Source organism: Stenotrophomonas riyadhensis, from assembly GCF_040256885.1.
In the GTDB taxonomy this organism is placed as follows: Bacteria; Pseudomonadota; Gammaproteobacteria; order Xanthomonadales; family Xanthomonadaceae; genus Stenotrophomonas; species Stenotrophomonas riyadhensis.
Genome location: NZ_CP155568.1, coordinates 547,827 through 573,381, shown reverse-complemented (window position 1 = coordinate 573,381; position 25,555 = coordinate 547,827). Strand labels below are relative to the sequence as shown.

The window sequence follows — 25,555 nt, the reverse complement described above, 5'->3', positions numbered from 1 at the left end:
CCTGCCGCCGGACCCACCCCGCCATCTCCCAGGAAACCCGTTCTTGCTGTTGCTGTTGCTGTTGACGTTGCTTGAGGCGGGTGCAGGGCGCAGCCCTGCCGATACCCCTCCCCCCGGCTGGGCTGGCAGAATAGGCGTCTCTGCCGTTATCCGAAGCCGACGATGCGCCTCTCCCAGTTCCACCTGCACACCACCAAGGAAACCCCCAGCGACGCCGAGCTGACCAGCCACCGGCTGATGCTGCGCGCGGGCATGATCCGCAAGCTGGCATCGGGCCTGTACACCTGGTCGCCGCTGGGCCTGCGCGTGCTGCGCAAGGTTGAACGCATCGTGCGCGAGGAAATGGACCGTGCGGGTGCCGTGGAATTCCAGATCCCGACCATCCAGCCGAAGGAACTGTGGGAGCAGACCGGCCGCTGGCAGAAGTTCGGCCCGCAGCTGCTGAAGATCAAGGACCGCAAGGACCAGGTGTTCTGCTACAGCCCGACCGCCGAAGAAGCCGCCTGCGACTTCGCGCGCAGCGAGCTGTCCAGCTACAAGCAGCTGCCGGTCAACTTCTACCAGGTGCAGACCAAGTTCCGCGACGAGATCCGTCCGCGCTTCGGCGTGATGCGTTCGCGCGAGTTCCTGATGAAGGACGCCTATTCGTTCCACCTGCACGATGAGTGCCTGGTGCGCGAGTACGAGAACATGAAGTCGGCCTACAGCCGTATCTTCACCCGCCTCGGCCTGGACTTCCGCATGGTGCAGGCCGACTCCGGCGCGATCGGCGGTGATGCCTCGCAGGAATTCCACGTGATCGCCGATTCCGGCGAAGACGCGCTGGTGTTCTCCACCGGTTCGGACTACGCGGCCAACATGGAAGCGGCGATTGCCGCCGATCCGGCACCGCGTGCAGCAGCCGGTGAAGCGATGCGCAAGGTCGACACGCCTACCCAGAAGACCTGCGAGGACGTCGCGGCCCTGTTCGGCATCGACCTGCAGCGCACGGTGAAGTCGGTGGCGCTGATCGCGGGCGAAGGCGAGGCACAGCAGTTCGTGCTGGTGCTGGTGCGCGGCGACCATGAAGTCAACGAGATCAAGCTGGCCAAGGTTTCCGGCCTGGACGAACAGCGCTTCGCCAGCGAGGCGGAAATCGCCGAACATCTGGGCAGCGTGCCGGGCTTCCTCGGCCCGGTCGCCCCGGCCAAGGCCATCCGCGTGGTGGCCGATCGCGAAGTGGCGGCAATGTCCGATTTCGTCGTCGGCGCCAACGAAGCCGGTTTCCACCTGGCCGGCGTCAACTGGGGTCGCGACCTGCCGGAACCGGAAGTGGCCGACATCCGCAACGTGCGTGCCGGTGACCGCGCGCTGGACGGTGGCGAACTGAAGATCGCCCGTGGCATCGAAGTCGGCCACGTGTTCCAGCTCGGCCGCAAGTATGCCGAAGCGCTGGATGCCACCGTGCTGGACGAGAACGGCAAGGCGGCGGTGATGGCGATGGGCTGCTACGGCATCGGCATTTCGCGCGTGGTGGCTGCCGCGATCGAACAGAACCATGACGATGCCGGCATCATCTGGCCGGACGCGATGGCACCCTGGCAGGTGGTGGTGTGCGTGATCAACCCGAAGGGCGACGCCGCCGTGGCCGATGCTGCTGCCAGCCTGCTGCAGGAGCTGCGCGATGCCGGCCTGGACGCGGCACTCGACGACCGTGGCCTGCGCCCGGGCGCGATGTTCGCCGACATGGAACTGATCGGCATCCCGCACCGCGTGGTGGTGAGCGAGCGTGGCCTGGCCGCCGGCACCTACGAATACCGCTCGCGTCGTGCCAGTGAAGCCGAGAATCTGGACAAGGCCACCCTGCTGCAGCGCCTGCAGGGTTGATCAGAGAAAGACCGGGGCGTGCCCCGGTCTTTTTTTGCATTGTGTCCAACCAACCGATATTGCAGCGGACATAATCCGGTCAAAATCGACGCAATGCGGCCGGCATGTCGCCAAGCCTTGTCCTGCCTGCATTTGTACTCTGATTAATTCATCTTTATTCTGTCCGCCGACGCCATGGACTGGCTCGTCCCGTCCACACATTAGTTTCCGGAGTAACCGTAAATGAGCATTGACCTGACCGGCCTGTCGGCACGCGAGCTGGGCGCCCTGATCCGCACCGCCAAGAAACAGCAGACCATCGTCGCCAAGCGCCGGCCGATCACCAAGGTCCGGGCCCAGCTGACCAAGCTGGCCAAGACCGAGGGTTACACCATCGAGGAACTGTTCGGTGGCGCCCCCGCCCCGCGCACCCGCAAGGTCGCCACGGCAACCAAGGCACCGTCGAAGACCGCCGGCCGCAAGCTGGGCAAGGTTGCCCCGAAGTACCGCAATCCGGCCAACCCGAAGGAAACCTGGACCGGTCGTGGCAAGCAGCCGCGCTGGATGGCCGAGCTGACCGCCAAGGGCAACAAGAAGCCGGAAGATTTCCTGATCAAGAAGGCCTGAGGCCGAATCGGGATGCAATGAAAAACGCCGGCGAAAGCCGGCGTTTTTCTTTTCCCGCTGAGGTGCGTGGACCAACGGTGCGCACCTACAGGGTTTTGCGCGCCGGCATCAGCAGGTTGCCGAACAGCAGGCCAGCCACCAGCGCCATCACCACATTGAGCACGGTGAGGAACACGCTCTGGCCAGCGCCCACGTCCTGCTGCTGGACCAGGGTCAGCACGCCGCGCAGGCTGGTACTGCCGGGCACCATCATGATGATGCCCGGCAGGCGGATGATCGCGCCCGGGCGCCCAACAAGGCGCCCGAACAGATTGCCACCGGCGGTCAGCAGCATTGCCGACAGGAAGATGCCGGCCGGTGCGCCCCAGGCGTGGCCACCGAACTTGGAGATCGCATAGCCGGCCACCGAGGCCGCGATCACCCACGGATAATCGCGGCGGTTGGCCTTGAACAGCATCGCGAAGGCAAACGCCGCGGTCAGCAGCGAGCCCCACTCCACCCACGGCCCCTGCGGCCGCGTGGCGCGGATCACCGGATCGAGGCCGAGCACATCGGCCAGGGTCACCGCGATCATCGCGCCGACGCTGAGCTTCATGATGGTGGTCAGCGCACCGGCAAAGCGCGCGGTACCCGACACCCAGTGCTGGCTGGCCAGCTCATTGACCGCATTGGTCAGCGACATGCCGGGCAGCAGCACCACCAGCGAGGCGATGATCACCGTGTTGAGGTTGAGCGCGCCGATGAAGGACGCCACCAGGGTGGCGACCATGCCGGCCAGCAGCGCGGCCAGCGCCTCGGCGGCTTCGCGGGTGGCCGGGCGACGGTCGGTGACCATGCCAAGCAGGCCGATCATCAGGCCGATGACGCCGGCGGTGGCGATGTCCAGCCATGGCAGCTTCCACATGCCGGCCACACCGGCTGCGCCAAGGGTGAACGAGAGGATGGTGCGCAGCTTGCCGCGCCGGCCCGGATCCTTGTCCAGCTGGCGCAGCGCCGTGTGGCCCTGGGCGATGCTCATCCGCCCGTTGGCCACTTCCTCGGCGATATGGTCGGCGACGCTGAGTTTGTGCAGGTCGTTCTCACCGGGCGCCAGGCGGATCACGCGGGTGATGTCACTGGAGCCGATTGCCTGCGCCGGGTCGCTGAAGCTGAGGATGATACCGGTGGGATTCGACCACGGTTCACAATCCAGGTCGAGCTGGCGGGCCAGTGCCACCACCGCCGTTTCCAGGCGCTGGGCCGTGGTGCCATAGCTGTGCAGGCGTCCGGCGATCTCGGAAACAAAGGCCACGCGCTGCGCGTAGGTGGCCTGGGGCGTGGGGATCGTGTGAGCGTCTGCGGACATGCGCCGTAGTATTACCTAGGCTGGGCCTTACCGGAGAAATTCATCCGAGTTCGACGCGATGCCCAAGACAGAACGGTTATGCTGCGACCCGAATGGCCCAAGTGACCCCGAACCTCGCCCCCCAGCTCGAACAGGACGCCCATGACCCGGGCCTGATCCGCCTGTCCGGCACCTGGACCCTGAAGACCGCGCTGGCCGCGGCCGAAGTCCTGCGCGGCGTTCCCGATACGCTGACCGGCATCGATGCCACCGCCATCGAGAAGATGGATTCGGCCGGCGTGCTGCAGGTGCTGCGCGTGGCCCACCGTGCCGACCTTGGCGAAGACGCTCTGAAGTTCCGCCCGGATCACCAGGCGCTGGTGTGCACCATCGAGGAAGTGGCCGACGACCGGCCCAGGCCCAAGCGCGACTTCGGTGTGCTGGCCGCGCTGGAGCGGCTGGGTGTCAGCGTCCATGCCACCGGCCACAACATCAAGGCGCTGTGCAGCTTCCTCGGCGAGAACCTGGTCAAGGCCGCGCGCCTGGTCAAGGAACCCCGCCGCTTCCGGATGACGGCCACCGTGCACCAGATGGAACAGGTCGGGCTGGACGCGGTACCGCTGGTGGCGCTGCTGTCCTATCTGGTCGGCGCGGTGATCGCCTTCCTCGGTTCGACCATCCTGCGCGATTTCGGCGCCGAGATTTACGTGGTCGAACTGGTCAACATCGCCTTCCTGCGCGAGTTTGCCGTGCTGCTGACCGCGATCGTGCTGGCCGGCCGCACCGCCAGCGCCTTCACCGCGCAGATCGGTGCGATGAAGGCGCGCGAGGAAATCGATGCGATGCGCACTCTGGGCCTGGACCCGATCGACCTGCTGGTGCTGCCACGGCTGCTGGCGCTGCTGGTCACCCTGCCCCTGCTGACCTTCATCGCCATGGTCGCCGGCCTGGCCGGCGGCATCACGGTGGGTGCGTTCGACCTGGATATTCCGCCGCAGATGTACATCGCACGCATGCACGAGACGATGGAAGTGCGGCACATGCTGGTCGGCCTGTCGAAGGCGCCGGTGTTCGCACTGGTGATCGGCCTGATCGGCTGCCTGGAAGGACTGAAGGTCGAAGGCACGGCGCAGTCGGTGGGCGAACGCACCACGTCCAGCGTGGTGCAGACGATCTCGCTGGTGATCATCATCGACGCCTTCGCGGCGTTGTGGTTCATGCACATGGACTGGTGACATGAGCACATCAGCCCTCCCCGACCCCATCGACATGCACGACGACCAGGGCCACGAGCTGGCCATCCGCGTGCGTGGCCTGGTCAATCGGTTCGGCAGCCAGACCGTGCACGAGGATCTCGACCTTGATGTGCGCCGCGGCGAGATTCTGGGCGTGGTGGGGGGGTCGGGTACCGGCAAATCGGTGCTGATGCGTTCGATCCTCGGCCTGCGCGTGCCCGATGCCGGGCAGATCGAAGTGCTCGGCCGCGACGCGCGTGCCGACGATGCCGAGAGCCGCCTGCACATCGAGCGCAACACCGGCGTGCTGTTCCAGGACGGCGCCCTGTTCTCCTCGCTGACCGTGGGCGAGAACGTTCAGGTGCCACTGAAGGAGCACCATCGCGAGCTGCCCGAGCGCTGGCATTACGAGCTGGCGCTGCTGAAGGTGAAGCTGGCTGGCCTGCCCGCCGATGCAATCAACAAGCTGCCCTCGCAGCTGTCCGGTGGCATGCGCAAGCGCGCCGGCCTGGCCCGGGCGCTGGCGCTGGATCCGCCGCTGCTGTTCCTGGACGAACCGACCGCCGGTCTCGATCCGATCGGTGCGGCGGCATTCGACCGCCTGATCAAGACCCTGCAGGAAGCACTGGGACTGACCGTGTTCCTGATCACCCATGATCTGGACACGTTGTACGCCATCTGTGACCGGGTGGCAGTGATCGCCGACCGCAAGGTAGTGGCCAATGCGCCGCTGCCGGAGATCGAGAAACTGGATCATCCGTGGATCCAGGAATACTTCCACGGACCGCGCGCGCGCGCCGCGCGTGGCGAACAGATCGAGAGTGCCTGAGCCATGGAAACCAAAGCCAACTACGTGCTGATCGGCGCGTTCACCCTGATCACCGGCCTGGCCCTGCTGGCCTTCGGCCTGTGGGCCGCCAAGTACTCCTCCGACCGCACCTGGCAGGAATACCGCGTGGTGTTCCGCGAAGCGGTGACCGGCCTGTCGGTGGGCAGCCCGGTGCAGTACAACGGCATCGCCGTGGGCTCGATCACCGAACTGAACCTGGTACCGGACGACCCGCGCCAGGTCGTCGCGCGCATCCGCCTGAACTCCAACACGCCGGTCAAGACCGATACCCGCGCCAAGCTGGCGATCACCAGCCTGACCGGCCCGTCGATCATCCAGCTCAGTGGTGGCACGCCGCAGTCGCCGGCGCTGACCACGGTCAACAAGGACCCGGCGCCGATCATCCCGACCACGCCATCGGCGCTGCAGAACATCACCGACGTTGCCAACCGCATCGTCGAGCGCATGGACCAGATCCTCAGCGACCGCAACGTCGCCTCGATCAACGCGACACTGGCCAACCTGGAAACCATCAGCGGTGGCCTGGCCGACCGTGACCAGGGCACCCAGGCGCTGCTGCTCAGCGCGCGCGATGCCGCGCGCAGCCTGGACACCACGCTGAAGACCACCAACGGCACCATCGAGCGCCTCGACAAGAACCTGGTGCAGCAGCTGCCCGGCATCATCGACAAGCTCGACGGCACCCTGGCCAAGCTTGATTCGGCCGCCGGCAACGCCGATTCGATCCTTGGCGAGAACCGCGCCGCGATCAACAGCTTCGCCAACGATGGCCTTGGCCAGCTCGGCCCGACGCTGACCGAACTGCGCGGCCTGATCCGCGACCTGCGCCGGGTCAGCGACCGCCTCGAGAACAACCCCGCGCGCTACCTGCTGGGCCGCGACGCACCGAAGGAGTTCGAACCCAAATGAGCCCGACCACCCTTCCGCGCCTGCTGCTGGCCGCTTCGATGGTCCCCCTGCTGGGCGGCTGCTCCATCCTTGGCAGCAGCGAGAAAACCGCGGTGACGCTGTACTCGCCCTCGGTGCAGGTGAAGGCGGACCCGGCATGGCCGCAGGCCAGCTGGCAGCTGGTACTGGCCAAGCCCAGCGCCGCGCGCATGGTTGACAGCCCGCGCATCAACGTGCGGCCGACGCCGTCGCAGATGGAGATCTACAAGGGCGCCAGCTGGGTCCAGCCGGCTACCGACATGATCGAGGACACGCTGCTGCGCGGCTTCGAGGATTCCGGCCGCATCCGCGGCGTCGCCCGCAGCACCGCCGGCATCCGTGCCGACTACAAGCTGTCCACCGACGTGCGCCGCTTCGAATCGGATTACCAGGGACAGGCCACGCCGACGGTGGTGATCGAGGTCAACGCCAAGCTGATCCACGTCGCCGACCAGCGCGTGGTCGCCGACCGCACCTTCCGTCAGGCGCAGCCGGTCGGCAGCACCGATGTTCCTGCCGTCACCGCCGCCTTCGAACGTGGCCTGCAGCAGCTGGCGCAGGACGTGGTGGGCTGGACGCTGACCAGCGGGCAGGCCGACCAGCCGACCGTCGCACGCTGATCGATCAGCGCGGCGTGATCCAGCGGAACGTCAGGTTGATCCGCTCGCCCTGCACCCGCGCCATCTTCGGCAGCGCGTGCTGATAGAACTGCTGGGTCTCACCGGCCATCACCAGCAGATCGCCATGGCCGAGCAGATACTCGGCCTTCCGCGCCGGGTCATCGCGCCGGCGCAGCAGGAAGCGCCGCGCCGCGCCCAGGCTCAGCGAAGCAATCACCGGGGCCGGCCCCAGTTCCGGCTCGTCATCGCTGTGCCAGCCCATGTAATCACCGCCGCCGCGATAGCGGTTCAGCAGCACGCTGTTGAAGCGGCCGAGGCCCTCCACCTGCAGGCGATCACGCATGGCCTGCAACGCGGATGGCCAGGGGTGCGGCACGAATTCAGCCCCGGAATAGCGGTAGCGCGCCTGCGAATCGCCGATCCAGCAGCTCAGCCGCGGCGAATCCACCCAGTTGCCGAACATGCGGATGCGGTGGACTTCCCAGGGGACTTCGGCCTGCAGGGTCAGCAGCAATGCAGCGGCCTTGCCAGCGGGCAGCCAGCCCGATAGATGACGGACATCAGCGTCAGGCAGATCAGGAGGAAACAGCATTGGGCCGGGTACTGGACAGGAGCAACAGCGAGCATGCCTGATTTGCTCGATTCAGGCGCAAACCGGAGAATGACGGGACATTTCAGCGCCACTGCCCAATGCACCTGATGCCGTGCCCCTCCCCCCTGCCGCCTCTTCCACAGCCCCGCAGAGGCCAGTCATGAGCCTGGGGCGCTATCTCGCCACCGCGCGACGGTCGGTGCAGCGCCACGGCGGTGGCATGGCTGGACTGGGATCGGTGCTGCTCCGCGCACTGAAGGTAGTTCATGCAATGGGCGTGCGCGGTTTCATTGCGCGCCTGCGCTCGGCCAGCGTCGTCCGCACCCGCGCCAGCGAACCCTTCGATACGCCTGCGCTGCCTGTGCCGATCCCCCTGGAACAGCTGCGGTTGAGTGTGGGCGTGATGGCGCACGTGTTCTATCCAGACCTGATCAACGAGTTCGCCACCACGCTCTCGCGTATGCCACTGCGCTTTACCTTGCTGGTCTCGGTGATGGACGCTGCAGCCGAAGCGCAGGCACGTGAGGCATTCGGGCGCCTTCCGAACGTCCAGACCCTCCTTGTCCGCCAAGTCCAGAATCGTGGTCGCGACATCGCTCCACTATTAGTAACGTTCCGCGAAGAGATCAAGGCACTGGATCTGGTGTGCCACATTCACACCAAGAAATCGCTCTATACCGGTAGCGAACAGCAGACGTGGCGCCACTACCTGTTAGACAGCCTTTTGGGCTCACGTGAGCGCATCGCTTGGATCTTGGGCACCTTCCAGGCCGACCCACAGCTGGGCCTGGTCTATCCTGAAAGTTACGACGGTGTTCCACTCTGGGCGCACACTTGGCTGAGCAATGGCCCCGCGTGCGACGCACTCGCGCAGAAACTTGGAATCGCCCTGGATGCGCAGCGTTACATAGACTTCCCCGCCGGCTCGATGTTCTGGGCGCGAGTCGATGCGCTGCGACCGCTGTACGATCTGAACCTTCCACTGGATGCCTTCCCCGTGGAACAGGGCCAGGTGGATGGAACGCTGCAGCACGCCGTCGAGCGCCTGTTTGGCGTCATCGCCCGCCACCAGGGTTTCCGCTTGGGCATCCTGCCACCCGATGGTCGCCTGGCACTTGCTGCCGAAGGTGAACGTAATGTCGGCGAGGCACTTCAAACCGGCCTGTCTGACCGTTTGACGCTAGCCGCGCTGGACGCACGCATGGTCACGGTCGATATTTTCGATACGCTGGTCACCCGCGTGTTCCTGACACCCGCCGCGGCCCGCGAACATCTCGCTTGGCGACTGGAGCGGCAATGGGGCATATGCGATTTCTCCCGGCATCGCGCCGATGCGGAAAGCTGCCTGCGTGAAATCTTGCAGCGGGACCCCTCCCTCTCCGAGATCCACATCGAGCTTGCCGGGCGCCTCGCGTTGCCTGGCGTGGATGCGAGCATGCTTGCCAATGCCGAGCGAATGCATGAGTGCGCGATACTCCGGCCGCGGCAAGGTCTGCTGACAGCGCTTGTAGATGCAAAGCTGACTTCGCTGACGGCGTTCTCCGACATGTATCTATCCAGCGACGACATGCGGCAGGTCCTGCCCGATCGAGTGCAGCAGCTCATCTCGCGGTGGTGGATTTCCTGCGAGACCGGCCTGCGCAAGGACTCTGCCGACAGTTGGAAGCAGCTGGCGCGTCAGGAAGGGCGCGAAGATGGCCGCTGGCTACATGTGGGTGACAACGAACACGCCGACATCCAGATGCCGCAGCTGGGCGGCCTGCTTACGCCCGTGCACGTGCTGCGGCCGGTCACCCTGCTGGACGTCGTACCGGGCCTTCGCCCGCTCCGCCATCCCCAGGGCACCCAGGCACCATGGTCTGAGCAGCTTTGGCGCGGCCTGCTGGCAAACAGCTTCGCTGCGATCGCCGACACCTCTCCGCAGCGGCTGCTCGGTCGTCCCCAGCTCGATGCACATACGCTGGGCTATACGGTACTCGGCCCGTTGGTCCTGGACTTCCTGCTGCATATCATCGACGTAGCTCGCCGCCGCGAGGTGGACCACCTGCTGTTCCTGAGCCGCGAAGGCTATCTGCTGGAGCAGGCATTCACCCGGCTGCAGGCCGCACACCCGTTCGCCGCCAGGATCAAGAGCACCTATTTTCTGGCGTCGCGTCGGGCGACGCTGCTGCCCGCACAGCTCGATGCCTCAGATCTTGCACTGCTCATGCAGGGTACGTTCAACGGGTCGCTGCGCGGCCTGCTGCAGGCACGACTCGGCGAAGATGCCGTGGCACGGGTGGCGGCATTGCAGCCGGCGCTGATGGAGCGCGACGTCTTTCTGCCGGAAATGGCCGACGAGGTACAGCGTTGGCTGCACCCGGTCAGGGATGCACTTCTGTCGCTGGCTGCCCGCCATCGCAAGGTCTATCAGGCGTACTGGGCCCGTACCGTCGGCTCATCGACGCCAATGGTGATCGACGTGGGCTACGCCGGCAGCATCCAGCGCAACCTCGCGCGCCTGCTCGGCACACCACTGGGCGGCTGCTACATGGCCCTGCGCGCAGGCGCCAGCGCACTGGCATCGCAGGGCTGGGCCGAGGCACGGTACTTCGACGGCCGCAATGGCGGCAACGAAACAGACTCCCCCATCCTTGCCAACGACCTGCTGCTGGAGTCACTGCTGGCAGCTCCGCACGGCCAGTTCAACGGCTTCACTGAAAGCAGCGAGGGCCTGAATACGCCCCGCTTCGGTTCCGTTGAACTTCCAACGGCTGCCCTGGAGATCCTCGCCGAGGTCCATACCGGGACGCTGACCTTCATCGAAGAAACCTGCCATACGCTCCATGAGGACATCGCCGAGCTGAACCTGGACGCCGAGGGCGTCCAGGTTCCACTCCAATGTCTGGGCAGTGGGCGATGGAATGCCGACCTTGTACTTGCCCAACTCGCCACCGAAGACGCGTTCACCGGACGCGGTACAGTCAGCGCGAGCCCTCAGGACTAGCGCTGAAAGGCCACGCCCGTCTTTTCCTTCAACTCGTCATCGCTGACGCCCGGCGCCGCTTCCACCAGCAACAGGCCCTTGTCGGTGACGTCGAACACGGCCAGATCGGTGATGATGCGGTCGACCACGCCCACACCGGTCAGCGGCAGCGTGCATTCGGTCAGGATCTTGTGCTCGCCGTTCTTGGCGGTGTGCTCCATCAGCACCACCACGCGCTGCACGCCGGCCACCAGATCCATCGCGCCGCCCATGCCCTTGACCATCTTGCCGGGCACCATCCAGTTGGCCAGGTCGCCCTTGTGGGTGACCTGCATGGCGCCGAGGATGGCCAGGTTGACGTGGCCGCCGCGGATCATCGCGAAGCTGTCGTGGCTGCCGAAGTAGCTGGCACCGGCGCGTGCGGTCACGGTCTGCTTGCCGGCGTTGATCAGGTCGGCATCGACTTCGGCATCGGTCGGGAACGGGCCGATACCGAGCAGGCCATTCTCCGACTGCAGCCATACGTCCACGCCTTCGGGGATGTGGTTGGCAACCAGGGTCGGCAGGCCGATGCCCAGGTTCACGTAGGCGCCATCAGTCAGTTCGCGGGCGGCGCGTGCCGCCATCTCATCGCGGGTCCACGCCATGTCAGTTGCCCTCCGCGCGGATGGTGCGCTGTTCGATACGCTTTTCTGGATGCGGGTTGTGCACGATCCGATGCACGTAGATACCGGGCAGGTGCACCTGGTCCGGATCGATGGCGCCGACCGGCACGACCTCCTCCACTTCCACGATGCAGACCTTGCCGGCCATCGCACAGGCCGGGTTGAAGTTACGCGCGGTCTTGCGGAACACCAGGTTGCCCGCTTCGTCGGCCTTCCACGCCTTGACCAGCGCGACATCGGCACGCAGCGCGGTCTCCATCACGTAGTGCTTGCCGTCGAACTCGCGGGTTTCCTTGCCCTCGGCCACCACCGTGCCGTAGCCAGTGGCAGTGAAGAACGCCGGGATGCCCGCGCCGCCGGCACGCAGGCGCTCGGCCAGGGTGCCCTGCGGATTGAATTCCAGCTCCAGCTCGCCAGCCAGGAACTGGCGCTCGAATTCCTTGTTCTCGCCCACGTAGGACGAAATCATCTTCTTGATCTGCCGGGTTTCCAGCAGCTGGCCCAGGCCGAAACCATCGACGCCGGCATTGTTGGAGATCACGGTCAGGCCCTTGGCGCCACTGTCGCGCAGCGCGGCGATCAGCGCCTCGGGAATGCCACACAGGCCGAAGCCGCCCACGGCCAGCGTCTGGCCATCGGCGACCACCCCTTGCAGGGCCTCCGCCGCACTGGCGAAGCGCTTGCCGCGCTTGCCGGTGGAAGTCGATTGCTGCATCTCTACTGCCCTACCCGGTGAGAATGCTGCCATTCTAGCGGCACACCCGTTGCCGGCTGGGGTGCGCCGCAGCATGAACCGGTATGCGCGGCCGCCTTTCCGTAGAATGTCCCCTTCCCCGCTTGCGGTGCCCCTGGCAACGCGTGCCGCAGATGGAGAGGACAGGACGACGCATGGCCGTAGTATTCACCGGAGGGGAACTGTCCCGCTGGCTGGATGCCGGGACACTGGAAAGAGGCAGGCAACGCGCAGGTGCCGTGCACGAACTGCACTACCGGGCACCGCTGCTGACCGCGCAGGTGGAAACCTGGCAGGTGGCCATCGACCTGGACGCCAGCGCCCGCGCACCCTACAGCCCTCTTCAGAGTCGCTGCACCTGCCCGGTGGGGGGCCACTGCGAGCACGTCGCTTCCGTCCTGCTGGCTGCACTGGACACGTCACTGGAGGGCGACTCGGGCCCGCTACGTCCCGCTGCGCATCCGACGCTGCCAACCCTGCCGATCCAGGCGATGACGCCGATCCTCCATCTGCACAGCCTGGAGTACCGTCCCGACTGGCTCACCGAGCGTGATCCTTCGCAGTGGCTGGACGTCGCCACCATCGCGTTCGAGTACGACGAGCACGTGCGCTTTCTCGACGACCCGTCGTTGTTTGTGCATGGCCCGCAGGGCCAGCTCTACCTGCTGCCGCGTGACCTTCACGAGGAGGCACGACGCGAAGATGAACTGCGCGGCGTGCATCTGCACCGTGAGCGACAGCCACGCATCGTCCTGGACGGCGCCGGCCCATTGTTCGAACTGCGCAGTTTCGACTGGACCCGCTTCCTGCTGGACGACGTACCGCGGCTGGAGGCCCTGGGCTGGAAGGTAGAGACGGACGACGATTTCCGCCATCGCATCACCCGGGTGGATGAGATCGACCTGGACATCCAGGCGGACCCGACGGACGGGGGCTGGTTCAATCTGGGCCTCGAGATCGAGGTGGACGGCCACAACGTGCCCATGGTTCCGCTGCTCCAGCAGGTGCTGCACGCCGACCCACGCTGGTCGCGCGCGCAGCTGGACGCGATTGGCGATGACGAGAACATCCTGCTGACTGCCGGCGGCAACACGCGCCTGGCACTGCGGGCATCGCGATTGAAGCCAGTCATTGCCCTGCTCGCCGATCTGTTTACCCAGCGCGGCGCGCCGCTACGGCTGTCGACGCAGGACCGCGGTCGCCTGCAGGCGCTGCAGGACGACGCACACCTGCGGCTCCGGGGCCACGGGGACACCCAGGCACTCGTACAGCGCCTGCTGCAGGCGCCTGCGCCGGAAGACGTGGCACCACCGGCCGGATTGCTGGCGACGCTGCGTGGCTATCAGCGCGAAGGCCTGTCGTGGCTGCAGTACCTGCGGCAGCAGCGCCTGGGCGGCGTACTGGCCGATGACATGGGGCTGGGCAAGACCCTGCAGACCCTGGCCCACCTGCTGGTCGAGAAGGAAGGTGGCCGCCTGGACCGGCCGGCGCTGCTGGTGGTGCCGACCTCACTGCTGCACAACTGGCAGAGCGAGGCGACGCGCTTCACACCGGGCCTGCGCGTGCTGGCCCTGCATGGGCCCGGGCGTGAAGCTTCGTTCGCGTCCATCCCCGAGCATGACCTGGTGATCACCACCTATCCGTTGCTCTGGCGTGATGAAGAGGCCTTGAAGGCCCATGCCTACCACCTGCTGATCCTCGACGAAGCGCAGCAGGTGAAGAATCCAAAGTCGCGCGCCGCAATCACCCTGCGCACGCTGCAGGCGCGTCACCGGCTGTGCCTGACCGGCACGCCGCTGGAAAACCACCTCGGCGAACTGTGGACGCAGTTCGACTTCCTGCTGCCCGGCCTGCTCGGCAACGAAAAACAGTTCAACCAGCATTGGCGCCACCCGATCGAGCGCGGCAGCGATCACCGCCGAGCCCAGCTGCTGGCGCAGCGGCTGCGCCCCTTCATCCTGCGCCGGCGCAAGGACCAGGTCGCCGCCGAACTGCCACCGAAGACCCTCATCACCCGCGCGGTAGCGATGGAGGGCGGGCAGCGTGATCTCTATGAGACCGTGCGTGCCGCGATGGAAAAGCAGGTCCGCGAGGCGATCAGCGACAGCGGACTGGCGCGTAACCACATCAGGGTGCTGGATGCGCTGCTGAAGCTGCGTCAGGTCTGCTGTGATCCGCGCCTGCTGCCGAGCGACGCCCCGGCACGCAATGCCGGCTCGGCCAAGCTGGAGCTGCTGCGAGAGATGCTGCCGTCGATGGTCGAGGAAGGCCGGCGCATCCTGGTGTTTTCGCAGTTCACCGGCATGCTTTCGCTGATCGCGCAGGCGCTGGACGATCTGGGACTGGCCTATGTGACCTTGACCGGCGATACCCAGGACCGGGCCACGCCGGTGCAGCGCTTCATGCAGGGCGAGGTACCCGTGTTCCTGATCAGCCTGAAGGCGGGTGGCGTCGGGTTGAACCTGACTGCTGCAGACACCGTCATCCACTTCGATCCCTGGTGGAACCCGGCCGCCGAAAACCAGGCCAGTGACCGCGCCCATCGGATCGGCCAGCAGCAGCCGGTGTTCGTCTACCGGCTGATCGCCGCAGGCAGCATCGAAGAACGGATTGCCGAACTGCAGGAACGCAAGGCCCTGCTGGCCGACTCGATTCTGGAAGGCGGCGGCAGCACGGGGCCACGTTTCAGCGAGGAGGACGTCCAGGCGCTGCTGGCGCCGTTGCCGGGCCTGCCGGCCAAGCGCACCCGCCGGCCAGGCCGGCGACCACCGCAGGCCTGATCCGGGGCGCCAGTCAGGTGGCGTTCTCCGATGGAAACGATTCCCATACGGGACTGGGACTACAATTGAGGGCTGAGCTCACAAAGGATCTGATCGATGCCCCTGCCCGCCTTCAAGGCCTACGATATCCGCGGCCGCGTGCCGGAAGAACTGAACGAAGACCTGGCCCGCCGCATCGGCGTCGCCCTGGCCGCGCAGCTCGCTCCCGGCCCGGTGGTCCTCGGCCACGATGTGCGCCTGACCAGCCCGGCGCTGCAGGATGCACTGGCCGCAGGCCTGCGTGGTACCGGTCGTGAGGTGATCGACATCGGCCTGTGCGGTACCGAAGAGGTCTACTTCCAGACCGATCACCTCGGCGCAGCCGGCGGCGTGATGGTGACGGCCAGCCACAACCCGATGGACTACAACGGGATGAAGCTGGTCAAGGAGAACGCCCGTCCGATCAGCTCCGATACCGGCCTGTTCGCGATCTCCGATGCGGTCGCCGCCGATGCGTCCGAGGCCCAGCCGCCGAGCGCCGGGCAGACCGCCGAGCATGACAAGAGCGCCTATATCCAGCATCTGCTGAGCTACGTCGACGCCGCCAAGCTCAAGCCGCTGAAGCTGGTGGTGAATGCCGGCAACGGTGGTGCCGGTGCCATCGTCGACCTGCTGGCGCCGCACCTGCCGTTCGAGTTCATCCGCATCTGCCATGAACCCGATGGCAACTTCCCCAACGGTATTCCCAACCCGCTGCTGCCGGAAAACCGCGCCGCCACCGCCGATGCAGTGCGCGAACACAGCGCCGACTTCGGCATTGCCTGGGACGGCGACTTCGACCGCTGCTTCTTCTTCGACCATACCGGCCGCTTCATCGAGGGCTATTACCTGGTCGGCCTGCTGGCCAAGGCCATCCTGGCACGCAATCCCGGTGGCAAGATCGTGCATGACCCGCGCCTGGTCTGGAATACCGTGGAGATGGTTGAACAGGCAGGCGGCGTGCCGGTGCTGTGCAAGAGCGGCCACGCCTTCATCAAGGAAAAGATGCGTGCCGAAGATGCGGTGTACGGCGGCGAGATGAGCGCTCACCACTACTTCCGCGAATTCGCCTATGCCGACTCTGGCATGATCCCGTGGCTGCTGATCGCGCAACTGGTTTCCGAGAGTGGCCGCTCGCTGGCCGACTGGGTCGAAGACCGCATGGCGGCATATCCCTGCAGCGGAGAAATCAACTTCAAGGTGGCCGATGCCAAGGCTGCGGTGGCACGCGTGATGGAGCACTTCGCGGCGCAGCCGCCGGCGCTGGACCATACCGACGGCATCAGCGCCGACTTCGGCGACTGGCGCTTCAACCTGCGCAGCTCCAACACCGAGCCGCTGCTGCGACTGAACGTCGAAGCCCGCGGTGATGCAGCGCTGATGCAGACGCGTACCGACGAAATTTCCCGCCTCATCCAGCAGTAACCGAGGAACGCATGAGCAGCATCCAGCCCGTCATCCTCTCCGGTGGTTCCGGTACCCGCCTGTGGCCACTGTCGCGCGAGGCGTATCCGAAGCAGTTCCTGCCATTGGCGGGAGAACTGACGATGCTGCAGGCCACCTGGCAACGCGTCGCTCCCATCGCCGCGCACGGTCCGCTGGTGATCGCCAACGAGGAGCACCGCTTCGTCGCTGCCGAACAGCTGCAGCAGGTCGGCGCCGAGCCGGCTGCGATCATCCTTGAGCCAGTCGGCCGCAATACCGCCCCGGCCATCGCCGTTGCCGCGCTGGAAGCTACCCGAGACGGCGCCGACGCGCTGCTGCTGGTGCTGCCCTCGGATCATGTGATTGCCAATGAAGCCGCGTTCCATGCAGCCGTGAAGGCTGCAGCCAGTGCCGCCGAAGCCGGCAAGCTGGTCACCTTCGGCATCGTGCCGACCGGTCCGGAAACCGGCTACGGCTATATCAAGGCTGCCGACGGCCAGGGCCTGCGCGCGGTCGAGCGTTTCGTCGAGAAGCCCGACCTGGACACCGCCACCGGCTACGTCAGCAGCGGCCAGTACTACTGGAACAGTGGCATGTTCCTGTTCAAGGCCTCGCGTTACCTGCAGGAGCTGGAGCGTTTCCAGCCGGCGATGCTGGCCGGCAGCCGCCAGGCCTGGCAGCAGGCCCGTCGCGATTCGGATTTCACCCGCCTCGACCAGGAGGCATTCGCCACCGTTCCCTCCGATTCCATCGACTATGCCGTGATGGAAAAAACCGAAGACGCCGTGGTGATTCCGTTGGACGCGGGCTGGAACGACGTCGGTTCGTGGACCGCACTGCGCGATGTCTCGCAGCAGGATGGCGATGGCAATGCGCATCAGGGTGACGTGATCGCGATCGACTGCCGCAACACCTATGCCTATGCACAGCGCCTGGTGGCGCTGGTCGGCCTGGATGACGTGATCGTGGTCGAGACCGACGACGCGGTGCTGGTCGGCAAGGCTGACCGCATGCAGGAGGTCAAGACCGTGGTCGCTCAGCTGAAGGCTGAAGGCCGCAGCGAGGCCACCTGGCATCGCAAGGTCTACCGCCCCTGGGGAGCCTACGATTCGATCGACAACGGCGAGCGTTTCCAGGTCAAGCGCATCACCGTCAAGCCCGGCGGTACGCTCAGCCTGCAGATGCATCACCACCGTGCCGAGCACTGGATCGTGGTCAGCGGCACCGCCGAGGTGACCCGCGGCGACGAGGTGATCCTGCTCAGCGAAAACCAGAGCACGTACATCCCGCTGGGCGTGACCCATCGCCTGCGCAATCCGGGCAAGCTACCGCTGGAACTGATCGAGGTGCAGTCCGGCAGTTACCTCGGTGAAGACGACATCGTGCGTTTCGAGGATACCTACGGGCGCAGCTGACCCGGCGCCCTGTGGTGGGTGCCGACCGTTGGTCGGCACGTCGCCTGCCGGGTCAGGCAATCTCCGCCATCACCCGCTTCAGGCCGTCCTGCCATGCAGGCAGCACGATGCCGAAATCCTGCTGCAGCTTGCGGTTGTCCAGCACCGACCAGGCCGGGCGCTTGGCCGGGGTCGGGTACTCGGAACTGGGAATCGCCTCGACGGTCGGCACCTTCGCCAACACGCCGGTCGCCAGCGCTTCGGCGAAGATCGCCTCGGCGAACCCGTGCCAGCTGGTCTGACCGCTGGCCGTCAGATGCCAGGTGCCGGACAGCTGCCCCGGATGCTGCAGTGCCTGCGCGGTGACATCAGCGATCAGCGCAGCCGGTGTCGGCGTGCCGATCTGATCGGCTACCACACGCAACTGGTCGCGCTCGGCGCCCACCCGCAGCATCGTGCGCAGGAAATTGGCGCCATGCGAGGCATACACCCACGCCGTGCGGAAGATCAGATGACGACCGCCGGCCGCGCGAACCGCATCCTCGCCATCGCGCTTGCTGGTGCCGTACACGCCCAATGGCGCGGTCGGCTCGTCTTCGCGGTAGGGCGCGCTGCCCTGGCCATCGAACACGTAGTCGGTGGAGTAATGCACGAACGGCACGCCGTGCGCCGCACACCAGCGCGCGATCATGCCCGGCGCCTCCGCATTGGCGACGAAGGCGGCCTCGGCATCCTGCTCGGCACGATCAACCGCCGTGTAGGCGGCCGCGTTGACCACCACCGATGGCTGCAGGCGATCCAGCAATGCCGACAGGCTGTCGGGCTGGCCGAAATCGGCGGTTTCGCAGGCACTTCCGTCGGGCAGTTGCCCGCTGCGGGTAGTTGCGACCACCTTGCCCAGCGGCGCCAGCGCGCGCAGCAGCTCCTGGCCGACCTGGCCGTTGCCGCCGAACACCAGCGCCGTCACGGGATGTAGACCGGCAGGCGGTCTTCAGCAATGTCCTTCAGGAACGGAGCGTTCTCGTCTTTCGCCGACAAGGTCGGTGCACTGATCGGCCAGTCAATTGCGATGTCAGCATCGTTCCAGCGGATACCCGCATCCGCTTCCTTGACGTAGACATCGGTGCACAGGTAGCTGAACAGCGCACGTTCGGAGAGCACGGCAAACCCATGCGCGAAGCCTTCTGGAATCCAGAACTGCTTCCTGTTTTCCGCACTCAGCACCACCGCTTCCCACTGGCCGAAGGTCGGCGAGCCACGACGGATGTCCACGGCAACGTCATAGACCTCGCCCTCCAGCACGCTGACCAGCTTGCCCTGTGGGCGCGGCCACTGGTAATGCAGGCCGCGCAGCACGCCCTGCGCGGAGGTGGAGACGTTGCTCTGCACGAAACGGTCCGGCAGGCCCAGTGCAGCAAAGCGCTCGGCGTTCCAGGTTTCGAAGAAGTAACCGCGGGCATCGCCGAACACGGCCGGCTCGATCACCACGCAGCCGGGCAACTTGGTTTCAATCACTTTCACGGAACGACTCCACGCAGGGCGAGCTTGTGCAGGTACTGGCCGTAGCCATTCTTGATCAGCGGTGCAGCCAGCGCTTCCAACTGCTCGGCATTGATCCAGCCTTGGCCGAACGCGATTTCTTCCGGGCAGCACACCTGCAGGCCCTGTCGGGTCTGGATGGTCTCGATGAAGTTGGACGCTTCCAGCAGCGACTGGTGGGTGCCGGTGTCCAGCCACGCATAGCCACGGCCAAGTGCTTCCAGGTGCAGGTTGCCCTCGGCCAGGTAGCGCTTGTTGAGATCGGTGATCTCCAGTTCGCCACGCGGCGACGGCTTCAGTTCAGCCGCGTAATCGCTGGCGTTGCCGTCGTAGAAATACAGGCCGGTCACCGCATAGTTCGAGCGCGGGTTCGCCGGCTTCTCCACCAGGTCGATGACCTTGCCGCTCGTGTCGAACTCGGCCACGCCGTAACGCTCCGGGTCGTTCACCCAGTAGCCGAATACGGTCGCACCGTCCACGCGCTCATCGGCACGCTTGAGCACCTCGCGCAGGCCGTGGCCGTGGAAGATGTTGTCGCCCAGCACCAGGCAGCTCGGCTTGCCGGCGACGAAGTCGCGACCGATCAGGTAGGCCTGGGCCAGGCCATCCGGACTCGGCTGCACCGCGTACTGGATGTCCATGCCCCACTGCGAACCATCACCCAGCAGCTGCTGGAACAGCGCCTGCTCGTGCGGGGTATTGATGATGAGCACTTCACGGATGCCCGCCAGCATCAGCACGCTGAGCGGGTAGTAGATCATCGGCTTGTCGTACACCGGCAGCAGCTGTTTGCTGACGCCTTTGGTGATCGGATACAGCCGGGTGCCGGAGCCACCGGCGAGGATGATGCCCTTGCGCTGCGTCATGTTGTCTCCCGGGTTCAGGCCGTGGTGCCGATGCGCTGCAGTCGGTAGCTGCCGTCGAGCACGCCGTTGACCCATTCCTGGTTGTCCAGGTACCAGTCGACGGTGAAGCTGATGCCCTGCTCGAACGTATAGGCCGGCTCCCAGCCCAGGTCGTTCTTCAGCTTGGAAGCATCGATCGCATAACGGCGGTCATGACCGGGGCGATCGGTGACGTAGGTGATCTGGCTGCTGCGCGGCTGGCCATCTTCGCGCGGACGACGCGCATCCAGCAGCGCGCAGATGGCCTGCACCACTTCGATGTTCTGCTTTTCCGAATTGCCGCCGACGTTGTAGGTCTCGCCGACCTGGCCCTTGGCCAGCACGGTACGGATCGCTTCGCAGTGATCGGACACGAACAGCCAGTCGCGCACCTGCTTGCCATCGCCGTACACCGGCAGCGGCTCGCCAGCCAGCGCCTTGGCGATCACCAGCGGGATCAGCTTCTCGGGGAAGTGGTACGGGCCGTAATTATTCGAACAGTTGGTGGTCAGCACCGGCAGCCCATAGGTGTGGTGGAACGCACGCACGAGGTGGTCCGAGGCCGCCTTCGATGCCGAGTACGGCGAATTGGGCGCGTACTGGGTGGTCTCGCTGAACTTGCCTGTCTCGCCCAGGGTGCCGTACACCTCGTCGGTGGACACGTGCAGGAAGCGGAATGCCGCGCTTTGTTCGGCCGGCAGCGCCTTCCAGTAGTCACGGACCGCTTCCAGCAGGCCCAGGGTACCCACCACGTTGGTCTGGATGAACGCGCCAGGGCCGTCGATGGAGCGGTCCACATGGCTTTCGGCGGCGAAGTTCAGCACCGCATCCGGCTGGTGTTCGGCCAGCAGGCGGGCGACCAGGGAGCTGTCGCCGATGTCGCCCTGGACGAACAGGTGATTCGGGTTGCCGTCAAGGCTGGACAGTGTCTTCAGATTTCCGGCGTAGGTCAGCACATCGAGATTGATGACCTTGACGCCGCGCGCGACGGCCTCGAGAACGAAGTTACCGCCAATGAATCCGGCGCCGCCGGTTACAAGCCATGTGGGCACTACCTGTTCTCCTGATCGTGATTCGTGGGACGGGGCCTTCATGGCCACGACAATGCAACGTTGAAGGATACAACGGGCCTCCGGTAACACGCGATCACACAAGTGAACTCAGGCCGACTGCATTGCTGCATCGCAACAGCCGGAGCCCCCACCATACGCATTCGCATGGTCACCTCAAGCCAGCTAGAATCGGGGTCCCACCCCCGAACCGGTTGCTGCTCCAGGACCGGACGTTCTCCCCGTTATTGAAGGACCCCGTACCAGATGAAAATCCTCGTCGCGTACAAGCGCGTGGTGGACTACAACGTCCGCATTCAGGTCAAGCCGGACGGTTCCGGCGTGGTCACCGACGGCGTCAAGCTGTCCCCCAACCCCTTCGATGAAATCGCTCTGGAAGAAGCCCTGCGCCTGCGCGACAAGGGCATCGCCAGCGAAGTCGTGGTTGCCACCATCGCCCCGGCCGACGCCCAGGCGCACCTGCGCAACGGCCTGGCCATGGGCGCCAACCGTGCCATCCACGTCGTCACCGACCAGGCCATCCAGCCGCTGACCGCGTCGCGCACCCTGCTCAAGCTGATCGAAAAGGAACAGCCGGATCTGGTGATCCTCGGCAAGCAGGCCATCGACGACGACGCCAACCAGACTGGCCAGATGCTGGCCACGCTGTGGGGCCGCCCGCAGGCGACCTTCGCCAGCAAGCTCGAAATTGCCGATGGCAAAGCCACGGTGACCCGTGAAGTCGATGCCGGCCTGGAAACGCTGGAAGTGGATCTGCCGGCCGTGGTCACCACCGATCTGCGCCTGAACGAACCGCGCTTCATCAAGCTGCCGGACATCATGAAGGCCAAGGCCAAGCCGCTGGAGACCCTGCAGCTGGCCGACCTCGGCGTTGAAACCGCCGACACCTTCAAGACCACCCATTACGCCGCGCCGTCCAAGCGCAGCAAGGGTGTGATGGTCAAGGACGCGGCCGAACTGGTTGCCGCACTCAAGCAGAAGGGGTTGCTGTAATGAGCAGGATTCTCGTCATCGCCGAGCACCACGACGGCAAGCTCAACGCCGCCACCGCCAAGACCGTCAGTGCCGCCGCCGCCATCAGCGGTGCCAGCATCGACGTGCTGGTGCTGGCTGCCGACCCGGGCGCCGTGGCCGCTGAAGCCGCGAAGATCGCCGGCGTCGCCAAGGTCCTGACCGTGGCCAATGCCGCCAACGCGCAGGCCATCGCCCAGGTGCTGGCGCCGCAGATCGCACAGCTGGCCAAGGGCTACACCCACGTATTCGGCCCGTCGACCACCTTCGGCAAGGATCTGATGCCGTGTGTGGCCGCCCTGCTCGGCGTCAACCAGGTCTCCGACCTGATGAGCGTTGAAGGCAGCCACACCTTCAAGCGCCCGATCTACGCCGGCAACGCGATCATCACCGTGGAAGCCCCGGCCGACCAGATCGTGGTCGCCACCGTGCGTGCCGCCTCGTGGCCGGAAGCGGCCCAGGGCGGCAGCGCCGCCATCGAAGCGGCCAACGTCGATGCTGCCCTGCCGACTCACACCCGCTTCGTCGGCCTGGCCGCCGGTGCCAGCGACCGCCCGGACCTGCAGAGCGCCAAGCGCGTGGTGTCGGGTGGCCGTGGTGTTGGTTCGGAAGAGAACTTCAAGGTCATCTTCCAGCTGGCCGACAAGCTCGGTGCCGCCGTCGGTGCCTCGCGTGCCGCCGTTGACGCCGGCTACGTGCCCAGCGACCTGCAGGTCGGCCAGACCGGCAAGATCATCGCGCCGGAACTGTATGTAGCCGTCGGCATCAGCGGTGCGATCCAGCACCTGACCGGCATCAAGGATGCCGGCACGATCGTCGCGATCAACAAGGACGGCGATGCGCCGATCTTCGAGATTGCCGATATCGGCCTGGTGGGGGATCTGTTTGCGATCCTGCCGGAGCTGGAAAAGGCGCTCTGACTCAAGCGACGGCGGCGGCGCCTGCGCCGCCGCCGTCATGCCGGACCCTGCCCGGGCGTCTATACTCTTCCGTTGTCGGATTTACCCCCTGCAGGCGGATGCGCCGGCGCGATGGTTCCGATTTCCCTGAAGATGGCGCCGAGGCCCACCACTCCATGACCGCTGTTCCGCCTTCCCCTCCGCAGCCGCCGGTCGAACTGTCGGTCGTCGCGCCTGTCTATGGCTGTAAAGGGTGCCTGGAAGATCTCGTCGATCAGGTCCAGGCTGCGGCAGGATCCATGGGCGTGTCGTTCGAGATGATCCTGGTCGACGACGCCAGCCCTGACGGCGCATGGCCGCGCATCGAGGAGCTGGCCGCCAGCCGGCCTTGGCTCAAGGGCCTGAAGCTCTCGCGAAATTTCGGGCAGCACTCGGCCATTTCAGCCGGCATCGAGCATGCCCAGGGCCGTTGGACGGTCGTCATGGATTGCGACCTGCAGGATGTTCCTGCAGAAATTCCCGGCCTGTACCGCAAGGCGGTGGATGAGCAGTTTGAAGCCGTGTTCGCGCAGCGGATACAGCGCATGGACACCCCGCTCAAGCGCCTCTCGTCGTGGGGGTTCTTTGCGGTGCTGGGCTGGCTGACCGGCGTGCCGCAGGACCCTTCCACGGCCAATTTCGGCATTTTCCACCGCAAGGTCATCGACGCGGTCTGTGCAATGCCGGAACGTGATCGCTCGTTCCCGCTGATGGTGAAATGGGCCGGCTTCCGCACGGGCAAGCTTCCCGTACGCCACCAGCAGCGCGCAGAGGGTGAATCGTCCTACACCCTGCGGCGCCTGTTGCGGCTGGCCATGAACATCGCCCTGGGTTACTCGGAGAAGCCGCTGCGCATGGTGGCCGGCACTGGCATGTTCTGCGCGCTGGTCGCCTTCGTCATGGTGGCCATCAGCATCTGGCGATGGTGGGACGGCGACATCCAGGTTGCGGGTTACACCTCGATCATCGCCGCAATCTGGCTGATTGGCGGATTGATGATGTTCTCCATGGGCGTTGTGGGGCTGTACGTCGGCCAGGTCTTCCGCAATGTGCAACGGCGCCCCTACTACATCGTCTCTGAAACGACCGTTCGCGGAGAAGCTCCATGAGCCACTTGTCTCTGCAGGCAGGCGGCAGCGTGGTCGAGGCGCGCCTGACGCCCTGGGATGAGCGCGCGCTGGGCTGCACCACTGCCGAGATCGTCCGTTTGGATGCGGCCACCACGGACCAGGCGGCCGCAATGCTGGACCAGGCCCAGGCCTGGGCCAGGCAGCAGGGTGTCCACTACCTGTTCGGTCGCATCGATGCCAATGCGCATGCGTTGCGTGCTGCGGTGCTCGGCTGTGGCTTCCAGTTCGTTGAAACGTCACTGACCGTGTCACGCAGCGGCATGGGGCAACTGCCTGCGGTCCCGCGCGGGATGCTGCCTACGCTGCGGCCGGCCATTGCTGCGGACATTCCGTTGCTGCGGTCCATCGCCGCCGACGACTTCGGGCATGGCCGTTTTCTGGAAGACCCTGCCATCGACCCTGCACACGCACGTCTTCGCACCGCCAACTGGATCGAGGACCTGGTCAACGCCCAGCTGGTCCAAACCGCGGAATCACGCGGCCGTGTCATTGGCTTCCATGCAGAACGAGTCTTCGCCGACGAGCACAGGGCAGAGCTGCTGCTGACAGGTGCAGCCGCCCCGTACGCCATGCTGGCCATGCCGCTATGGATCACTGCCCTGCAATCGCTGGCTACCAGGGATATCCAGCGCTGCACGACGCTGGTGTCCGCCGCCAATACCGGCATCATCAATCTGTATGCCCGGCTTGGCTTCCAATTCAATTCATCTCTTAACGGGTTCCGGAAATTCCTATGAGCAACTCCAGCAACGAAGACCAGGTTGTAGCCGTGTTCGCCCGCGTGTTGGGCATCGATGCCTCCCAGGTGACTGACGAACTGCGCTACAACACCATTCCGCAGTGGGATTCGATCGCGCACATGTCCGTGGTCGCCGCACTGGAAGAAGCGTTCAACGTCATGATCGACATGGACGAAGTGATCGACATGAGCTCGGTCGGCAAGGCGCGCGAAATCCTGCGCAAGCACGGCGCTGCTGTCTGAC

The 25,555-nt window shown here is 65.6% G+C and carries 23 protein-coding genes; 15 read left to right on the top strand and 8 right to left on the bottom strand.

Annotation, left to right across the window (positions count from 1 at the left end; all coding sequences use genetic code 11):
- The first annotated feature begins 162 nt into the window (after positions 1 to 162).
- Entirely contained in the window at positions 163 to 1,866 is a 1,704-nt protein-coding gene (locus SriyCCGPB3_RS02645; RefSeq protein WP_153856254.1) for a proline--tRNA ligase, read from the top strand.
- 222 nt (positions 1,867 to 2,088) lie between these two features.
- Positions 2,089 to 2,472 (top strand): H-NS family nucleoid-associated regulatory protein, encoded by a 384-nt coding sequence (locus tag SriyCCGPB3_RS02640; RefSeq protein ID WP_153856253.1) that lies wholly within the window; start codon positions 2,089 to 2,091, stop codon positions 2,470 to 2,472.
- An 85-nt stretch (positions 2,473 to 2,557) separates the two neighbouring features.
- Here the strand turns inward: SriyCCGPB3_RS02640 and SriyCCGPB3_RS02635 are convergent, their stop codons facing one another.
- Positions 2,558 to 3,817: a threonine/serine ThrE exporter family protein gene (locus SriyCCGPB3_RS02635; protein WP_094000482.1), complete on the bottom strand. Its 1,260-nt coding sequence runs from the start codon at positions 3,815 to 3,817 to the stop codon at positions 2,558 to 2,560.
- Between the two features lie 92 nt (positions 3,818 to 3,909).
- On the opposite strand from SriyCCGPB3_RS02635, the gene SriyCCGPB3_RS02630 reads away from it, so the two are divergent.
- The 4 genes from SriyCCGPB3_RS02630 to SriyCCGPB3_RS02615 are packed head-to-tail and all read left to right on the top strand — an operon-like array spanning position 3,910 to position 7,428.
- Positions 3,910 to 5,031: an ABC transporter permease gene (locus SriyCCGPB3_RS02630; RefSeq protein WP_350259842.1), complete on the top strand. Its 1,122-nt coding sequence runs from the start codon at positions 3,910 to 3,912 to the stop codon at positions 5,029 to 5,031.
- Position 5,032: 1 nt separating this feature from the next.
- Positions 5,033 to 5,860 (top strand): ABC transporter ATP-binding protein, encoded by an 828-nt coding sequence (locus tag SriyCCGPB3_RS02625; protein ID WP_164162095.1) that lies wholly within the window; start codon positions 5,033 to 5,035, stop codon positions 5,858 to 5,860.
- A 3-nt stretch (positions 5,861 to 5,863) separates the two neighbouring features.
- A complete protein-coding gene (locus SriyCCGPB3_RS02620) occupies positions 5,864 to 6,790 on the top strand; it encodes an MlaD family protein (RefSeq protein ID WP_014035909.1) in 927 nt (308 codons plus the stop codon).
- A complete protein-coding gene (locus tag SriyCCGPB3_RS02615) occupies positions 6,787 to 7,428 on the top strand; it encodes an ABC-type transport auxiliary lipoprotein family protein (RefSeq protein ID WP_134950829.1) in 642 nt (213 codons plus the stop codon). The genes SriyCCGPB3_RS02620 and SriyCCGPB3_RS02615 overlap by 4 nt, the downstream gene beginning before the upstream one ends.
- Positions 7,429 to 7,432: 4 nt before the next feature.
- On the opposite strand, the gene SriyCCGPB3_RS02610 is transcribed toward SriyCCGPB3_RS02615, so the two are convergent.
- On the bottom strand, positions 7,433 to 8,020 hold the full coding sequence (locus tag SriyCCGPB3_RS02610; RefSeq protein ID WP_180855371.1) for an alpha-ketoglutarate-dependent dioxygenase AlkB family protein: 588 nt from the start codon (positions 8,018 to 8,020) through the stop codon (positions 7,433 to 7,435).
- Between the two features lie 160 nt (positions 8,021 to 8,180).
- On the opposite strand from SriyCCGPB3_RS02610, the gene SriyCCGPB3_RS02605 reads away from it, so the two are divergent.
- On the top strand, positions 8,181 to 11,006 hold the full coding sequence (locus SriyCCGPB3_RS02605; protein ID WP_228756429.1) for a rhamnan synthesis F family protein: 2,826 nt from the start codon (positions 8,181 to 8,183) through the stop codon (positions 11,004 to 11,006).
- On the opposite strand, the gene SriyCCGPB3_RS02600 is transcribed toward SriyCCGPB3_RS02605, so the two are convergent.
- Together SriyCCGPB3_RS02600 and SriyCCGPB3_RS02595 are read right to left on the bottom strand one after the other, a co-directional pair.
- On the bottom strand, positions 11,003 to 11,632 hold the full coding sequence (locus SriyCCGPB3_RS02600) for a CoA transferase subunit B (protein WP_153856250.1): 630 nt from the start codon (positions 11,630 to 11,632) through the stop codon (positions 11,003 to 11,005). The two genes, SriyCCGPB3_RS02605 and SriyCCGPB3_RS02600, sit on opposite strands and share 4 nt — an antisense overlap.
- Before the next feature lies 1 nt (position 11,633).
- Positions 11,634 to 12,365: a CoA transferase subunit A gene (locus tag SriyCCGPB3_RS02595; protein WP_012509993.1), complete on the bottom strand. Its 732-nt coding sequence runs from the start codon at positions 12,363 to 12,365 to the stop codon at positions 11,634 to 11,636.
- A 173-nt stretch (positions 12,366 to 12,538) separates the two neighbouring features.
- On the opposite strand from SriyCCGPB3_RS02595, the gene SriyCCGPB3_RS02590 reads away from it, so the two are divergent.
- From SriyCCGPB3_RS02590 to SriyCCGPB3_RS02580, 3 genes are all read left to right on the top strand, one after another.
- Complete coding sequence (locus SriyCCGPB3_RS02590) at positions 12,539 to 15,163, top strand: DEAD/DEAH box helicase (RefSeq protein WP_350259841.1); 2,625 nt, start codon at positions 12,539 to 12,541, stop codon at positions 15,161 to 15,163.
- Positions 15,164 to 15,259: 96 nt separating this feature from the next.
- Positions 15,260 to 16,606: a phosphomannomutase gene (locus SriyCCGPB3_RS02585; RefSeq protein WP_350259840.1), complete on the top strand. Its 1,347-nt coding sequence runs from the start codon at positions 15,260 to 15,262 to the stop codon at positions 16,604 to 16,606.
- Positions 16,607 to 16,617: 11 nt separating this feature from the next.
- Complete coding sequence (locus tag SriyCCGPB3_RS02580; RefSeq protein ID WP_350259839.1) at positions 16,618 to 18,021, top strand: mannose-1-phosphate guanylyltransferase/mannose-6-phosphate isomerase; 1,404 nt, start codon at positions 16,618 to 16,620, stop codon at positions 18,019 to 18,021.
- A gap of 52 nt (positions 18,022 to 18,073) precedes the next feature.
- Here the strand turns inward: SriyCCGPB3_RS02580 and rfbD are convergent, their stop codons facing one another.
- From rfbD to rfbB, 4 genes are read right to left on the bottom strand one after another with little or no spacing between them, the layout of a single operon-like run.
- Positions 18,074 to 18,967: a dTDP-4-dehydrorhamnose reductase gene (rfbD, locus tag SriyCCGPB3_RS02575; protein WP_350259838.1), complete on the bottom strand. Its 894-nt coding sequence runs from the start codon at positions 18,965 to 18,967 to the stop codon at positions 18,074 to 18,076.
- Positions 18,964 to 19,521, bottom strand: coding sequence for a dTDP-4-dehydrorhamnose 3,5-epimerase (gene rfbC / locus SriyCCGPB3_RS02570; RefSeq protein ID WP_248859117.1), 558 nt, complete (start codon positions 19,519 to 19,521; stop codon positions 18,964 to 18,966). The genes rfbD and rfbC overlap by 4 nt, the downstream gene beginning before the upstream one ends.
- Complete coding sequence (rfbA, locus tag SriyCCGPB3_RS02565; RefSeq protein ID WP_164162103.1) at positions 19,518 to 20,405, bottom strand: glucose-1-phosphate thymidylyltransferase RfbA; 888 nt, start codon at positions 20,403 to 20,405, stop codon at positions 19,518 to 19,520. Before rfbA ends, rfbC begins: the two co-directional genes overlap by 4 nt.
- A gap of 14 nt (positions 20,406 to 20,419) precedes the next feature.
- Complete coding sequence (rfbB, locus tag SriyCCGPB3_RS02560) at positions 20,420 to 21,475, bottom strand: dTDP-glucose 4,6-dehydratase (RefSeq protein ID WP_164162104.1); 1,056 nt, start codon at positions 21,473 to 21,475, stop codon at positions 20,420 to 20,422.
- A gap of 264 nt (positions 21,476 to 21,739) precedes the next feature.
- On the opposite strand from rfbB, the gene SriyCCGPB3_RS02555 reads away from it, so the two are divergent.
- The 5 genes from SriyCCGPB3_RS02555 (at position 21,740) to SriyCCGPB3_RS02535 (ending at position 25,554) form a co-directional block, all read left to right on the top strand.
- On the top strand, positions 21,740 to 22,486 hold the full coding sequence (locus SriyCCGPB3_RS02555; RefSeq protein ID WP_153856243.1) for an electron transfer flavoprotein subunit beta/FixA family protein: 747 nt from the start codon (positions 21,740 to 21,742) through the stop codon (positions 22,484 to 22,486).
- Positions 22,486 to 23,424, top strand: a complete 939-nt coding sequence (locus SriyCCGPB3_RS02550; RefSeq protein WP_164162105.1) for an electron transfer flavoprotein subunit alpha/FixB family protein — start codon at positions 22,486 to 22,488, stop codon at positions 23,422 to 23,424. The genes SriyCCGPB3_RS02555 and SriyCCGPB3_RS02550 overlap by 1 nt, the downstream gene beginning before the upstream one ends.
- 98 nt (positions 23,425 to 23,522) lie before the next feature.
- Positions 23,523 to 24,551 (top strand): glycosyltransferase family 2 protein, encoded by a 1,029-nt coding sequence (locus tag SriyCCGPB3_RS02545; protein ID WP_228756428.1) that lies wholly within the window; start codon positions 23,523 to 23,525, stop codon positions 24,549 to 24,551.
- Positions 24,548 to 25,309 (top strand): GNAT family N-acetyltransferase, encoded by a 762-nt coding sequence (locus SriyCCGPB3_RS02540; RefSeq protein ID WP_350259837.1) that lies wholly within the window; start codon positions 24,548 to 24,550, stop codon positions 25,307 to 25,309. Before SriyCCGPB3_RS02545 ends, SriyCCGPB3_RS02540 begins: the two co-directional genes overlap by 4 nt.
- Positions 25,306 to 25,554, top strand: a complete 249-nt coding sequence (locus SriyCCGPB3_RS02535) for an acyl carrier protein (protein ID WP_057496711.1) — start codon at positions 25,306 to 25,308, stop codon at positions 25,552 to 25,554. Before SriyCCGPB3_RS02540 ends, SriyCCGPB3_RS02535 begins: the two co-directional genes overlap by 4 nt.
- The last annotated feature ends 1 nt before the right edge of the window (position 25,555 follow it).

Excerpts from the sequence above, each read along its gene's own strand:
- SriyCCGPB3_RS02645 (WP_153856254.1), top strand. The coding sequence starts at position 163 with ATGCGCCTCTCCCAGTTCCACCTGCACACCACCAAGGAAACCCCCAGC.
- SriyCCGPB3_RS02640 (WP_153856253.1), top strand. The coding sequence starts at position 2,089 with ATGAGCATTGACCTGACCGGCCTGTCGGCACGCGAGCTGGGCGCCCTG.
- SriyCCGPB3_RS02635 (WP_094000482.1), bottom strand. The coding sequence starts at position 3,817 with ATGTCCGCAGACGCTCACACGATCCCCACGCCCCAGGCCACCTACGCG.
- SriyCCGPB3_RS02630 (WP_350259842.1), top strand. The coding sequence starts at position 3,910 with ATGGCCCAAGTGACCCCGAACCTCGCCCCCCAGCTCGAACAGGACGCC.
- SriyCCGPB3_RS02625 (WP_164162095.1), top strand. The coding sequence starts at position 5,033 with ATGAGCACATCAGCCCTCCCCGACCCCATCGACATGCACGACGACCAG.
- SriyCCGPB3_RS02620 (WP_014035909.1), top strand. The coding sequence starts at position 5,864 with ATGGAAACCAAAGCCAACTACGTGCTGATCGGCGCGTTCACCCTGATC.
- SriyCCGPB3_RS02615 (WP_134950829.1), top strand. The coding sequence starts at position 6,787 with ATGAGCCCGACCACCCTTCCGCGCCTGCTGCTGGCCGCTTCGATGGTC.
- SriyCCGPB3_RS02610 (WP_180855371.1), bottom strand. The coding sequence starts at position 8,020 with ATGCTGTTTCCTCCTGATCTGCCTGACGCTGATGTCCGTCATCTATCG.
- SriyCCGPB3_RS02605 (WP_228756429.1), top strand. The coding sequence starts at position 8,181 with ATGAGCCTGGGGCGCTATCTCGCCACCGCGCGACGGTCGGTGCAGCGC.
- SriyCCGPB3_RS02600 (WP_153856250.1), bottom strand. The coding sequence starts at position 11,632 with ATGGCGTGGACCCGCGATGAGATGGCGGCACGCGCCGCCCGCGAACTG.
- SriyCCGPB3_RS02595 (WP_012509993.1), bottom strand. The coding sequence starts at position 12,365 with ATGCAGCAATCGACTTCCACCGGCAAGCGCGGCAAGCGCTTCGCCAGT.
- SriyCCGPB3_RS02590 (WP_350259841.1), top strand. The coding sequence starts at position 12,539 with ATGGCCGTAGTATTCACCGGAGGGGAACTGTCCCGCTGGCTGGATGCC.
- SriyCCGPB3_RS02585 (WP_350259840.1), top strand. The coding sequence starts at position 15,260 with ATGCCCCTGCCCGCCTTCAAGGCCTACGATATCCGCGGCCGCGTGCCG.
- SriyCCGPB3_RS02580 (WP_350259839.1), top strand. The coding sequence starts at position 16,618 with ATGAGCAGCATCCAGCCCGTCATCCTCTCCGGTGGTTCCGGTACCCGC.
- rfbA (WP_164162103.1), bottom strand. The coding sequence starts at position 20,405 with ATGACGCAGCGCAAGGGCATCATCCTCGCCGGTGGCTCCGGCACCCGG.
- SriyCCGPB3_RS02555 (WP_153856243.1), top strand. The coding sequence starts at position 21,740 with ATGAAAATCCTCGTCGCGTACAAGCGCGTGGTGGACTACAACGTCCGC.
- SriyCCGPB3_RS02550 (WP_164162105.1), top strand. The coding sequence starts at position 22,486 with ATGAGCAGGATTCTCGTCATCGCCGAGCACCACGACGGCAAGCTCAAC.
- SriyCCGPB3_RS02545 (WP_228756428.1), top strand. The coding sequence starts at position 23,523 with ATGCGCCGGCGCGATGGTTCCGATTTCCCTGAAGATGGCGCCGAGGCC.
- SriyCCGPB3_RS02540 (WP_350259837.1), top strand. The coding sequence starts at position 24,548 with ATGAGCCACTTGTCTCTGCAGGCAGGCGGCAGCGTGGTCGAGGCGCGC.
- SriyCCGPB3_RS02535 (WP_057496711.1), top strand. The coding sequence starts at position 25,306 with ATGAGCAACTCCAGCAACGAAGACCAGGTTGTAGCCGTGTTCGCCCGC.